The sequence below is a fragment of the Thomasclavelia ramosa DSM 1402 genome (assembly GCF_014131695.1).
Classification (GTDB): Bacteria; Bacillota_I; Bacilli_A; order Erysipelotrichales; family Coprobacillaceae; genus Thomasclavelia; species Thomasclavelia ramosa.
Window position 1 is genome coordinate 3021835 of sequence record NZ_CP036346.1, and the last position, 14304, is coordinate 3036138.

13 protein-coding genes and 1 pseudogene are annotated in these 14304 nt (G+C 31.4%); 4 read left to right on the top strand and 10 right to left on the bottom strand.

The features are described from left to right. Nucleotides 1-7: 7 nt before the first annotated feature. The 7 genes and pseudogenes from EYR00_RS14430 to ychF form a co-directional block, all read right to left on the bottom strand. Nucleotides 8-439: a MarR family winged helix-turn-helix transcriptional regulator gene (locus EYR00_RS14430; RefSeq protein WP_008792673.1), complete on the bottom strand. Its 432-nt coding sequence runs from the start codon at nt 437-439 to the stop codon at nt 8-10. A gap of 170 nt (nt 440-609) precedes the next feature. After that, nucleotides 610-807 (bottom strand): annotated as a pseudogene (locus tag EYR00_RS14435) (helix-turn-helix domain-containing protein); the annotation flags it as partial. A 12-nt stretch (nt 808-819) separates the two neighbouring features. After that, nucleotides 820-981 (bottom strand): AraC family transcriptional regulator, encoded by a 162-nt coding sequence (locus EYR00_RS14440; protein ID WP_003539491.1) that lies wholly within the window; start codon nt 979-981, stop codon nt 820-822. A gap of 93 nt (nt 982-1074) precedes the next feature. Continuing rightward, nucleotides 1075-2442 carry an O-antigen ligase family protein gene (locus tag EYR00_RS14445; RefSeq protein ID WP_008792671.1) on the bottom strand — a complete coding sequence of 456 codons (1368 nt, stop codon included), beginning with the start codon at nt 2440-2442 and terminating at the stop codon, nt 1075-1077. 87 nt (nt 2443-2529) lie between these two features. Then, nucleotides 2530-4026, bottom strand: coding sequence for an LCP family protein (locus tag EYR00_RS14450; RefSeq protein ID WP_008792670.1), 1497 nt, complete (start codon nt 4024-4026; stop codon nt 2530-2532). Nucleotides 4027-4272: 246 nt separating this feature from the next. Continuing rightward, entirely contained in the window at nt 4273-5076 is an 804-nt protein-coding gene (gene srtB / locus EYR00_RS14455) for a class B sortase (protein ID WP_003539485.1), read from the bottom strand. After that, nucleotides 5076-6176, bottom strand: a complete 1101-nt coding sequence (gene ychF, locus EYR00_RS14460; protein ID WP_003539483.1) for a redox-regulated ATPase YchF — start codon at nt 6174-6176, stop codon at nt 5076-5078. The genes srtB and ychF overlap by 1 nt, the downstream gene beginning before the upstream one ends. 117 nt (nt 6177-6293) lie before the next feature. Here ychF and EYR00_RS14465 point away from each other — a divergent pair, with 117 nt between their 5' ends. From EYR00_RS14465 to EYR00_RS14480, 4 genes are all read left to right on the top strand, one after another. Next, nucleotides 6294-6518, top strand: a complete 225-nt coding sequence (locus EYR00_RS14465) for a Smr/MutS family protein (protein ID WP_003539481.1) — start codon at nt 6294-6296, stop codon at nt 6516-6518. Nucleotides 6519-6527: 9 nt separating this feature from the next. Continuing rightward, the gene (locus tag EYR00_RS14470; protein WP_003539479.1) at nt 6528-7001 is read left to right on the top strand and encodes a phosphatase PAP2 family protein; all 474 of its coding nucleotides are present in this window, start codon (nt 6528-6530) and stop codon (nt 6999-7001) included. Between the two features lie 503 nt (nt 7002-7504). Beyond that, on the top strand, nt 7505-8299 hold the full coding sequence (locus tag EYR00_RS14475; RefSeq protein ID WP_003539475.1) for a MurR/RpiR family transcriptional regulator: 795 nt from the start codon (nt 7505-7507) through the stop codon (nt 8297-8299). 133 nt (nt 8300-8432) lie between these two features. Then, the gene (locus EYR00_RS14480; protein ID WP_003539466.1) at nt 8433-10319 is read left to right on the top strand and encodes a CE1 family esterase; all 1887 of its coding nucleotides are present in this window, start codon (nt 8433-8435) and stop codon (nt 10317-10319) included. Nucleotides 10320-10354: 35 nt separating this feature from the next. Here EYR00_RS14480 and EYR00_RS14485 read toward each other — a convergent pair whose 3' ends face one another. The 3 genes from EYR00_RS14485 to lacG form a co-directional block, all read right to left on the bottom strand. Next, nucleotides 10355-12064 carry a carbon starvation CstA family protein gene (locus tag EYR00_RS14485; protein WP_003539465.1) on the bottom strand — a complete coding sequence of 570 codons (1710 nt, stop codon included), beginning with the start codon at nt 12062-12064 and terminating at the stop codon, nt 10355-10357. 173 nt (nt 12065-12237) lie between these two features. After that, nucleotides 12238-12900: an HAD family hydrolase gene (locus tag EYR00_RS14490; protein WP_003539461.1), complete on the bottom strand. Its 663-nt coding sequence runs from the start codon at nt 12898-12900 to the stop codon at nt 12238-12240. Next, a complete protein-coding gene (lacG, locus tag EYR00_RS14495) occupies nt 12890-14302 on the bottom strand; it encodes a 6-phospho-beta-galactosidase (protein ID WP_003539459.1) in 1413 nt (470 codons plus the stop codon). The genes EYR00_RS14490 and lacG overlap by 11 nt, the downstream gene beginning before the upstream one ends. Between the last annotated feature and the right edge of the window lie 2 nt (nt 14303-14304).

Below are 14304 nucleotides of genomic sequence, written 5' to 3' on the forward strand. Positions count from 1 at the left end.
TGTTCTCCTACTCTAAATTTTTCTTAATCTTACCAATTATTCTGATTAAGTCATCGACCTCTTGCGGTTCTAAATCTTTAACCAAAATTTCTTCCATTTTTTGAATATGTGATTCTAATAACTCTTTGAACTCATGTGCTTTGGTCGTGAGAACGATCTTTTTTAATCGTGCGTCATAATCAACACTTACCCGTTTTACAAAACCATTACCTTCTAAGCATTGTAATAAACCCGTTGCTGTTGAACGGCGAATATTGAAAGTTGCTTCGATATCTTTTTGAAAAATATCTTTATCTTGATGATCATACAAATACCCTAAAACTAACCCTTGAGGTCCAGTTAAACCATTGTGCTCTTCATTAAAACCCAATTCATTTAAACACCGGCAAATCAAGTTCGCAAGAATCCTAATTTCTATTCCGATCCGCTTTTCTTTCACTATTTCCCCTCCTATTGTTAGGTTGCTAACATTATATACCAATGTCGAAAGATGTCAACGTTTATGCTTTTATTTTTAAACAATTTTTATTTTTACCCCTTATAATCTACAATATTATCAATTAAATAATTCAAAAGAAAAAGAACATCGGCCTGCCAGTACAATGTTCATCAGTTAAATAATTGGAACCCAACTGACCTAAGTTCTAATTTTAGTTGCACCAGCAATAACTTTTGTTGCTTTCGATAACTGCTAGGACTCATTTTAAACAATGCTTTAAAACTTTTAGAAAATGAACGTTGAGTATCATAACCACTAATCAATGCAATATCCTCATAAACAAGCATCCGCGCTGCCTCATTAAAACGACGTCGTTGAAGCTATTGATAAATTGTAATTCCTGCAATCATAGTAAACATTCGATACAAATGATATTTTAAGTAGCCAATTTCCTGTGCAATCGTAGTAAGTGTTAAATTTTCATCCTGTAGATGTTCTTCAATATAATCTATTACTTTATTAATTTGCTCTTCATTGTTCATTCTTATTTACTTCCCCTGCTCTAAGCATAGCACATTAGTTAATTTCATCTTGCACCATTCTTGCGCAATTAAAAAAGGCTACCAAAATAGCCTTTAAATCTTATCAATATTACTTATTTCTGTAATATTTTGATATGTGTATAAATACCCTAAAAAGCACCATGCTAATGTAGCTGATAAAGAATAAATATAGAATACCCCATAATCAGATAAACTACCAATAAATTCACTTAAAACGATCATAGCGAACATTTGAACAATAAAGTATATTTCTTTGCCGTGACTTTTTTTCAAAACATTAAAAATCATTAAAAGTGTCTTAAAGAAAAATACAACAAATAATATAAACCCAATTACCCCAGTAGTTACTAACGCCTCTAAAAAAACATTATGACTATGAACAACTTGAACTGCCCAATACTCCAATGCATCTGTTTCCTGACTGCCTATTTTTTTAAAATTATTTGCTCCAATTCCAATAACTGGTTCCGTATGCCAAATTTCTAAAGCAGCTTTAGTTAATGATACCCGTCCATTAGAAACCTCATCGATAATTGTCAATCCTTGATTAAAATCTTGCCAATTCCCAGCAATTAATAAATGTCCCGCCTTAACAACTTTATCCATTTGAAAACGACTTGTCTCCTTAGAAGCAATTCCCTGCATCTGTGGAACAATCTCAACTACCCGCTGACCTACTAGACTTGCACCAGCAATAACTACAATTAGACTAATTACCAGCCCTAATCTCTTAAAATTACTATACGGCTTACGACGTATTAAAAAATAATATCCAACCATGACGATAATGATTGCTAAAATAATTAATGCCGCACGACATCTTGTTAAAAGAATATATACCAGCTGAATCCCAATATTCGCAAGATACCAGTATTTTCCCTTAAACTTCTGCCTTACTGCGACTAACGCTAAAACAATCGTAATACACGCTAAAAAAGCAGCTGGATTACTATTAAAATAAATTCCAAACAAACGATTCCCGACCATTCCTAAAGTCCAGCCGTTAGCTAAACTAGAAAAATGCACTAAATACATTCCAATAGAGATAAGTGAAGCTCCACCAACTAATACATTTACTAGTGGAATAATCATTCGTACTTCATCTTCAATATCATCTTTGCTCATTGAAACAGGATTATTAAAAATCAATAAATAAATAACTAATTGCATTACTGCAATAACATAGGAATTTAAATCACTATAGTCATTCCTCGCTGTAGCAAGCAATAAAATCAGTCCTTGAACGATCATTAGCAAACTGTAATTCTTTTTTAATTTAAACTTTTTTTTATAAATATCATGCACAATTATTACTAATGCCCAAATCAATAATGGCACAAACAGGTAGTTCGTCTCAATACCTAAATAGCCCAATGCTAAAGTATTGATAAACATATATATAATAAAACATAATTTATAATACTTTCGATTAAAAACCATTTTCTTCTATCTCCAATTTAATACTCTTATTATACCATTATTATAAAAAAATAAAACAACAAAGGAGCTCGAAAGAGCTCCTCTTATTTAATGAGTTAATCCTTTTAATTCACTATCTTTAATTTCTTTACCTTCTTCGACTTTATTGATCAATTCTCGTACTCTTTCAATATGTGATTCAAAAGGAATCATAACATCACTATTAGTCCCTTTCATTGAAAAAGTATCATCCATTAATTGATACTCACCTTCAATTTGAACATTGATGATCTTCCAATCCGCCATATCATTTAATTGCATATTTATCAATGACTTAATCTCTTTATCTGACATATCTGTTTCAAAGCAGCCTTCAACTGCACTTAAAATATTATTAAAATTAGTAATAATCTTAGGTGACATAGCTTTATCAAGCATTGCCTTTAAAACCTTTTGCTGATTTTCACCACGAGCAAAATCACCACGTTTTAATCTTTTTCTTTCTCGAACGAAACACAATGCTTTATCACCATCCATCTCATTCAAACCTTCACTGATTTGATAATTACCATGCAAAGTTTCAAAAGCCTCACTTGAATTAACTGTAATTCCGCCTAAAGCATCAACAATATTAGTCATACCACTAAAATTAGTACGTGCAAAATAATTAATTTTCATTTCCAATAAATCTTGAATTGTATTAATTGTTTCACTTGTTCCATATATACCAGTATGTGTTAATTTATCCATTTTTCCATTTTTATGCAAGTTAATTTGACAATCACGAGGTATACTTGTCATCAAAATTTGTTTTGTTTTGGGATTTACCGTAACAATTAAATTTACATCACTACGTGATACTGTTTTTAAACTTCCATAAACATCAATTCCTGTAACATAAATTGAAAAAGCATTTTCAGTAACATCTGTTTGTTTAGTCGTTACTTCCATTTTCGCATCATAAGCATATGATTTTAAAACCTTAGTAACATCATTAAATTCTTCATGATTTGTCTGCAGCATCGTTCGATATTGTTCACCAACAACAATTGCATCTACTTTTCCCTCATAAAGAGCATCTGCAAGTGAAGCATAATTATCATACTTAGTATATTCATGATCACCAATCTCGGTATCAAGATCTTTTAAGGCTTCAGCAATCGTAACAGTATCCTTTTCATAAGATACTCCAATTTTTTTGGAACTATCAAGATCTTTTAATTTAGTAATTTTACCATTCTTTAATGAAATCACTGAAACAACATATTCTTGTCCAGTGGCATTAGAAACATTTTCAATAAAATTATTCCCTCTTGAAATATAAGTACAGCCAGCAATCAAAATGATACTTGTCAATAAACTAATAATTTTAGTAACTATTCCTCGTTTACTCGATAATCCTTTTTTGATTTTTTGTTCACTACTATAAATAATTCCAAAGAATCCTGCTAATAACAACGCTAATACCACAATTCCAGCAATTAAATACTTAGTCGGCACTAAATCCAGTTTGAATGTAAAGTAGACTACTGCAATCGTAGCTAATAATTGAATTCCTAAGACAAAAAACTTCGATGTAATAAATTTGAGTATTTTTTCTTTCATATTCTTGCTCCCAACTATAACAGTTTTACCTATCATACATAAAATAACTTTATTCGTCAAATTAATCCCTTTTTTTCTTTGATTCGGACGTATATAGATATTATAATCTATAAATCTATGTAATAAAAAAGAAAAATATGTTAATTATCTACTTCTTATCAAGTGCCATTCATAACTAATTTACTATAAAAGTTTATATTGCAAAAATTATATATAAAAAGACTTGTGATTTTCCACAAGTCTAAATTAATCCATTGTTTCCGTTTTAGGATCAATTCCTGCTCTATCCAAGACTGCATGAACAACATTACGTTTTCCGCTTTCACTACCAGCTGAAGTACATGTTGATAAAGTAATTACCGGATTACCTGCAGCTTGTTCAAAATCAACCTTAATATCACTAGTTTTTAACATCTCTTGATAAAAAGCTTGAATATCAGTAATTCCAGTATTATATAATAAACTCTCTTCTGGAATAATATGTGCTGCTACTACTTTATAACGACTTACTGTCCCATCTGGTAAATAAATATAAACATACGGGTGTTTATCTGCAAAATCTTGTTCTGTATATGATTTAATGTTATTAAACATTGAACCATTTTTCATATTATGACCATAAATAACAGTATTTAAATCAGTAAAAGGGTTTTTATTTTCACTTGCAATAAAAATTGAACCGGCTCTAAATTCCTTTTTGTCAATATCACTATGAATATATGTATCATTAGTTTCTCCTTGAACAATTGGATAACTAACTTTAGTATCAGGAATATCGATCCATCCCTTAACATCTGAATTTCTTGCTAATAAGGCTTCAAAATCAATTGTCTTATATGAATTTTTTTGTTCTGTATTTTCAGTAACATATGTTTCTTCTACTTCTTTATTACTATCATCCATGCTCTTATATTCAAGAAAAATTGAGGCTAGATTATACGCACTATAACAAAATACACAAATACAAACTAATAAAATAATTTTTCTAATTAAATCTTTAGCTCCAGTCGGTTTTATTCTCTCAATAAAACTCTTTTTTGTTTTTGCCATTAGACATTAAATTTAAACAACATGATGTCACCATCTTGACCAACATATTGTTTTCCTTCCTGACGAATCTTACCAGCTTCTTTTAAAGCATGTTCACTGCCATATTCGACTAAATCATCAAAACTATATGTTTCTGCTTTAATAAAACCTCTCTGGAAATCACTATGAATAATTCCCGCCATTTCTGGGGCTGTCATACCTTCTTTAAAAGTCCAAGCTCGTACTTCTTGTACCCCGGCAGTAAAGTATGTACGAAGTCCTAATAGTTTATAGGCTTCTTTGATCAATTTATCAAGACCGCTTTCTTCAATTCCTAAATCTTGTAAAAATAAATCTTTTTCTTCTTTATCCATTCCAACTAATTCACTTTCAATTTTTGCACAAATAGGGACAACATCAGCCCCTTCACCAGCTGCAAATTCAACGACTTTATTATAATGTGGATTAGTAGTTGGATCTTCTAAGTCTTCTTCACCTAGATTTGCCACATAAATGATTGGTTTCATTGTTAATAAAGTATATTGTTTAACAACATCCATTTCTTCTTTACTAAACTCGATCACTCGAGCTGGTTTATTGGCTTCTAGCGTACTTTTTAATTTTTCTAAAATAGCGACTTCTAACTTCGCTTCTTTGTCTCCTGATTGTGCTTTTTTACCAATTCGTCCAATTCTTTTTTCTACAGTATCTAAATCAGCAAAAATCAACTCTAAATTAATTGTTTCAATATCTCTAATAGGATCGACATCGCCATCAACATGAGTTACATCCTTATCTCTAAAACAGCGAACAACTTCACAAATTGCATCAGTTTCACGAATATTCCCTAAAAATTTATTTCCTAAACCCTCACCACGACTCGCCCCTTTAACAAGACCAGCAATATCAGTAAAACCGAAAGTAGTTGGAACAGTTTTTTTAGGTTCAACTAATTCTGTTAACTTATCTAAACGATAATCAGGTACTTCTACAACCCCAACATTAGGGTCGATTGTTGCAAACGGATAGTTTGCTGCCTCAACTTGGGCATTTGTTATTGCATTAAACAATGTTGACTTCCCAACATTTGGCAATCCTACAATTCCGGCTGTCAGTGCCATTTATATCACTCCATTCATATGCTCTTATATTCTACTTAATATCCAGGTAAATTGCAAGTTTGTTTAATTTTAAAGTATCTAGTATAATTAACTAAACTTTAATTTAAGGAGACTATTATGTTTAATCAAATCGATATTCACGGCTGTACTACGATTGAAGCTAAAATCCGGCTGGATAACTATCTAAATTCATTATCCCCCAATACGAAAGAAATTACTGTAGTTCACGGCTATTCAAGTAAAATACTACAACAATTTATTCGGAAGCAATATAAACATAAACGTGCTGGTCGGCGCATCTTAACAATGAATGCAGGCGAAACGATCATTCAATTAAAATAAGGAGTTTTTATGGAAAAATTTTATCAAACAATGTTATCTAATATTCGTAAACATCCCTTGCTGCAAAAAATCATTATGGGCTTTACCCGCTATATCCCTATTATTACTTTTATTGTTTATTCAATTTTGCTCGTTTATTTACTTTATACTCAAAATACATTATTAGCTAAAACACTTTATAAGCCACTTGCTTCATTTTTAATTGTAACACTTTTGCGCAAAGTAATTAATCGTAAACGCCCTTATGAAGCTATGGCTATTGATCCTTTAATAGAACATAAGCAAGGTGAATCTTTCCCTTCACGACATACGGTCAGTGCTTTTGCAATTGCATTAGCTTGTCTTCAGGTAAATTCACTGCTTGGGACGATCATGTTAATTCTAGCATTTGTCGTTAGCTGTTCACGAATCTTAAGTGGTGTTCATTATATCAGTGATGTTCTAAGTGCCGTAATCATTGCTTTAATCATCAGTTTCCTCTAAGCGTATATGCATATATATAAAAGATGGTGCCTATGCTATTTCAATTACCTGTTGATACTAATTTAGATAATCCGTTAAATCAATCTATTTTAACCAAACAAGTTCTCGTTTATATAAATAATAAATCATGGATAAAAGAAATTGATTAAAAACGTCATTTATTTTAATTGTTTAAAAATGAATTGAACTATAAATATCTGTTCTATATGATTTATGATAGCTCAAATGATGCTCTTATCAAACAATTATATCAAAAGCTCTCTAAATACATTAATCTAACTATAAGCTCCTCGTCGAACGTGATGATGGGCTTCCATCAACACTTGAAATAATTTTAACAGACCATTAAAAACTCTTCTTTTGAAATTACTATCTCTTGTGAACTGGTAATAATCAAGTTGATTCAAAATAATTATTGACCCAAAATATTACCTAGTTAATAATGTTTATTCAAAAACAATTAAATATTTCATTTTTATGCTATACTTTTATTGGTGATAAAAATGAAAAGAGAAGGTATTCATGGTTTAATTCAATATCTTAATAAAACTACTAATAATGCAACTAATACTCAGGTTGCTAAAGCAATCTTTACTAATCGTGATAAAATCAATGAAATCAGTCTTGAAAAACTAGCCGGTGACAATTACTTGTCTCAAGCTTCGGTTAGCCGGTTTATAAAAAATCAGGGTTATAAAAATATCAATGAGTATCGTTGGGATTTCATTGCTGGACAACAAATGCTGCGACTTAATGCTTTTAATAATAAAAAAGTGATTATTAGTAAAAATAACGAAGAAATTAAAAATGATGTAAAACAATCATTACAAAATGCTTTTAATGATATTGATAAGCTTGATATGACAGCACTTGAAAGATTAGTTAAAATAATCAATAATTATAAACAGGTTCTTTTTATTGGTTCTGAATTTTCATTGGCTAATATTTATCTAGTTCAATTAGAAATGGTTCAATATGGTATCAATGCTTATAGTTATAACGATCCCATTATTATGGCAGAAAATCTTAGGTCTTTGAAAGAAGATACCCTAATTATTTGTATCAGTACCAGTGGTCAATGGTACAATGCTCCTTCAACTAAGGAAATTAGAGATATCTTATTCAGTCTTAATAACCCTAAAATTCTTCTTACCTGCATTACACAGCATACTGATGAAGCAAAGTTTGATTATATCTATAAATTTGGCAATCAGCGTAATGATGAAATTAGCGGTTATATCCAGCTTACTTATTTTATTCCAATCTTTAGAAATATGTATATTCGTTACATCGACTAGTTCATTCAGTTTTTGAATAAACTAGTTTTATTTTGAATTGATCGTTCAAAGATAATTATGTTTTATTATTATAAGCGCTTGTATAATTTTAATGTAACTTAAAAGTTATAAATATAAAATCAGGGGTGGAACAATGAAAAAAATAACAAAAGCATTATTAGCACTAACATTGTCACTATTAATGTTAGCAGCTCCAATTTCAGTTAATCAATTATATGCAAATGAAAACATTTTAACTGAAGTAACTAGTGACACAATCAATAATTATACTTACTACGAATATGATAGTGAAGCAGATGGCTACACCTCAGAACGTAGTAATATCTTAACACCTATTTATTACATTTTTGCGGGAAAACAAGATCTTACTAGCGCTGATAAATTAATTGAAGAAATTGGTCTTCTCGATAATGTTCATGAATGGGCAGGGAAAGTATATATTATTAATCCTATATCAACGCAATATAACAATGATGATGTCACAGCCTTCAAAAAATTAGCCGGCACTGGTGTCAGCAACATTAAAGTGATCGGAATTGATGAGGGTGCCACTTTCGTCAATAATTATATTAGTCAAAATTGTTACTTTATTGCTGGAATGATGGTATATGGCGGTACAATGAATAGCGATTTAACTTATAACGTTCCTATACCAGCATATTTAAGTTCAACAGCAACATCAGCTGTTAGTTATTACAAACAAGCTAATCAAACTGACCAATCTCAATCATTTAACAACTACACGATCTATCAAAATTCTACAAATCCATTACAAATCGTGGTAAATTCAAAAACAGATGAAACATTAAAAAATGCATTCGATAATGCCTGGGAAACAGTTTTTTCTAAAAACTATCGTCAGCATAATGAAACAACCGAGTTCTATAATATGCCTGTTACTGATACAAATTTAGCTAATGCTGAGCAACCGTATAAACTAATTGAAACGCCAATTTTTGATCGCCTTGGAATCATTCATAATCAAGAGATTAATCAAACTGTCTCAAATATGCCTGGAAAATACACTTGGTTTGAATATTTACCTAATCAAGTAATTGATACTAAGAAAGATTCAGTTCCTTTAGTTCTTACGCTTCATGGAAACGGTAATGATCCTCGGGTTCAAGCCGATTCTTCTGGTTGGATTGAATTAGCTACAAAAGAGAACTTTATCGTTGTATCCCCAGAATGGCAGGATGCTAGTGTCAATTTTTCAAAATGCGATGGTTTAGGGGATGAAGGAATTATTAACTTAATTGATGATTTGAAAATTAAATATCCACAAATCGACAGATCACGAGTATATGTTACCGGCTTATCAGCAGGCGGTGCCGAGTCATTATTATTAGGGGTCAAGAATAGTGAAACTTTTGCAGGGGTTGGGGCTGTTTCTGGTGTCAATCTTTATAGTGAAGCAATCACTGAATTAACCAATGATTATAAAGGACATGAAACACCTTTATTATATATTTGTGGTGATCATGATTTCTTTCAAATGATTCCTGTTGATGGTTCAAGTCAATACGGTACTTCACAATTATATGGTTTTAGTATTTGGGCTGAAGACAGTAATACACATATATATAGTGCCCTACAAGCATATCAAAAAATCAATGACTTAACCGTGACGGATATGAATATGGATTTAAACCCTTATTATGGCATTAAATTAGATAATCAGCAATGGACAAAACTTGGTGAAAAAGACATGTATACAGGAACTTTGTCTAACAATAACGGTGTAGTAATGGAACTTGCTGCAATTAAAGATCATGCTCACTGGAACTATAAACCAGAAGCTCAATATATTTGGAATTTCTTTAAAAACTACCAACGTGATCTACTAACTGGTGAACTGATTTTTGTCAACAATGGTAGCAATACTACAACAGTTATTGATAAAAAAGATGATTTGACAACTTCTGTAAAAACAGGAGATGAAGTTGAATTTGAATATCTAGGTATTCTATCTGTTATTACGATAACTACTTTTATCTATTTTAAAAAGAAAATAGCATAATAAAAACATTGAGTAATTAAATTACTCAATGTTTTTTACACTTTTTTTGTCTTAAATAATTTTCTAAAATCAAAGAAAGCAACTAATACTCCCAAAGCAATTAATAAAATTGCAAAAATCAATTGTAGTCCTGATGTCAAGAAATCAAAAGTTCCTGTTGTCATCCATGCATTTACGATGTTATATACAGAAAGACCAAGTGAACTTAAAGTTACTACCAGCATTGTACACATTGGAATGTATAACATAAATCCTTTTCGACCAGTCACCTTTAGGAAAACAGATAATGAAATCAATACCATAGCTGCTAACAATTGATTTGCTGAACCGAATAACGGCCAGATATTATTGTAACCACCTAATGATAATAAATAACCAAAGAACAAGGTAATTAATGTTGCAAAATACTTATTTGTAAGAATTTTATTCAACCCTGAAGCTTCTTGAGAATTTTCTACTTCAAATAATTCTTGGAATGATAAACGTCCAATTCTTGCAACAGCATCCAATGATGTAAGAGCTAATGCTGAAACGAACATTGTCATAATGCAAATTCCCCATTCTTGAGGTAATCCTAGTTTAGAAACAAAAGCCGTTACCCCTACTGAGAATTTAGTAAATGGAGTAGCTCCTTCAGCAGTAACTAATGAAGCTAGCTGATCAGTTAAAACACCGTCACTAACTAATTGAGTTAAAGAACCAACTACGACAACAACTAAGATTGCTAATAGTGATTCCAATAACATTGAACCATAACCAACTTGTAACATATCTTTTTCATTTTTGATTTGTTTACTACTTGTTTCTGATGAAACCAGTGAATGAAAACCAGAAACAGCTCCACAAGCAATCGTGATAAACAAAGTTGGGAACATGTAGCTGCCTGTCTCACTTGTAAAACCAGTAAATGCTGGTAGTGAAATAGTTGGGTTATAGAATAGTACGCCGACTACTGCAGCCACGATCATTCCAACAAATAAAAACGTAGTTAAATAATCACGAGGTTGTTTCAATAACCACATTGGTGTAACAGAAGCAAAGAAAATATAGACAAAGACGACATATAGCCAAGTTGTTTTACTGAAATAAATTGGAAAAGCAATCCCTCCAATTAACATCAAAACAATTAAGCCAATTCCTAGCATTGCTTGCACTTTGCCACTTACATGCCGTTTCTTTAAAAAGAAACCAAAAGCAATCGCTACAACGATATACAACATTGAAATTGATGCAGCTGCAGCATTTGGCTGTAATTTAGAACCATCAACAGCTGAAAAACCATTAAATGTTCCTGCTACCATATCAGCAAAAGCAGCAATTACCAAAAGTGTAAATAACCAGCAAAACAAGAAAAATAATTTCTTCCCAGTTTTACCAATATATTCTTCAATGATACCACCCATTGATTTACCGTTTGATTTTACTGATGCATAAAGTGCTCCAAAATCTTGGACAGCACCAAAGAAAATTCCCCCAACAATAATCCATAAAACTGTAGGTACCCAACCAAACATCAATGCCATAACCGGTCCCGTTACAGGTCCTGCTCCAGCGATTGATGAAAACTGATGTGCAAATACTTCCCATTTGCTACTAGGAACAAAATCAACCCCATCTTCATTAGCAACCGCTGGTGTCTTAGCCTTAGGGTCGATTCCCCAAGTTTTCTCCAAATAGCGACCATAAATTACATAAGCTGCTGCCAATGCAACCATCGAAAGCGCCAGTAATAATAATCCATTCATTTTTTATTTCCCCCTTTAATGTATATACCTATACAATGTTTTATATAGAATACTCTTATGATTATTGTTTGTCAAGATAATAATTTTTTTATTTTAATTATTTTTAGGATTTTAGATAATAAATATACATATAATTGTTTAAAAAACAAAAAGATTGACTTTTATAGCCAATCCTAGATTAATTTATTAAAATCACTGAAGTCTTGTATCGTCATGATAACGCCAGGTAAATCCCGATACTCACTTTCTTTTTCCTGAGGACAGATTACTACGATTTTTTCAATTCCCGCTTTATATGCATTCGCAATTCCTGAAAAAGAATCTTCAAACACTAAAATATCTTTAACATTATGTTTTAATTTTTGTGCTGCATCTTTAAACATATTAACTTTATTTGAATAGGAACCATCATCATAGATAATCATTTCAGGGTCAATCCACTTATCTAGATTAAATGATTCAACAAAAAAATCAATATTTTCTTTAATTGAAGCACTAGCAATCGTAAAAGGAATTCCCAGTTCTTTTAATTTATCAAAAAAAGCTACTGCTCCATCTACCAAATGAAAAGATGCTTTATCTTGCTTACAAAATTCACGATAATATTCTTCTTTTAATAATGAATATTTTTTAAGCTCTTCACTCGTTGCTTGATTATTCATCATATACTGAATATTTTTAGCATTCGGTGTTCCATTAAACTGCTCATGCAACTCCTCGTCACTGATCCCCCTACCGCGAATCAGCTTGGAGATTTTTCCCCAAGCTAAAACATGTTTATCATTGTCAAAGAATAATGTTCCATTAAAATCAAAGATAATTGCTTTATAATTCAATCTTATCTAACTCCTTTGTTTCACTAATTTGCTTGAACCAGCTAGCTGATTTTTTTGGATATCTAACTTGACTGTCATAATCAACATAGAATAGTCCATAACGCTTATTATAACCATTAGACCAAGAAAATACATCCATTAACGACCAAACAAAATATCCTTTAACATCCGCACCATCATCAATTGCTTTTAAAATCCATGATAAGTGCTTTCTAATATAATCAATCCTTGGAGTATCATCGATCTTACCTCCAACAAATTCATCCTTATATCCCATTCCATTTTCTGTGATATAAATTGCTTTATAGTTAGGATATTGATTTTTAATTCGCATGATCATATCATAAAGTCCTTGAGGATAAATCAACCAGTCCCAGTCAGTTCTTTCGATTCCTTCCTTAAACATCCGTTCACCAACACCCTTCAGTCTAAAACGTGAAGTACCTTTATCCCCCGTTCCATTATGGAAGATATCATTCTCACCATCGTAAGCTTGAATAAAGTGGCTTTGATAATAATTAATTCCTAGATAATCATTTAACTTAGCAGCTTTTTTCATGATTTCCAAATCTTCTAGATCAACTCTAAAAGTTCCATTATTTAAAGCGACTAATCGTTTAATTATCGTAAGAGTTTCATCAGTGTATTCACCTAAGAAAGTTGCATCTAAAACAAACTGGTTAGCTAATACATCTTCATTTTTTGTTGCCTGATAATCAGCTTCATTATCATTATAAGGATATTTTGTTTCTAAAGAGTGAATAATTCCAATTTGGCCTGGATATTTTCCCTCTTTAAATGCCAATACTGCTTTCGCATGGGCAACCATCATATGATGCATTGAATAAACTGCTTTAGGAATATCATATTTAATTGCTGGTGGAAAACTTCCTACAATGTATTGATTTACTGCAATTGGCCATACTTCATTAAAGGTGAACCAATATTTTACTTCATCATGATATTCTTGAAAACAAAATTTTGCATAATTAGTATATTGATCGATGATTTCATGATTTAAAAAATCACCAATTTTATGCAAAGCATCAGGAGTATCAAAATGATGTAATGTAACATATGGTTCAACACCCTGCTTTTTACATTCTTGAAAAACACGATGATAAAAATCTACCCCTTCTTGATTAATTTGACCAACACCATTAGGAAAAATTCTTGACCAGGCAATCGAGATTCTAATCCCTTTGATTCCATAATCACGGCATAATTTTAAATCTATCGGATATTGATGATAAAAATCACTCGCCGGATCACCAGAAAAACGTCCTTCTTTTTTTAAATAATCATCCCAGGCAACTTTACCTTTTCCATATTTCAAAGTACTTCCTTCACATTGGTAAGCAGCTGTAGCACCACCAAATACAAAATTATCAGGAAATTTCATTT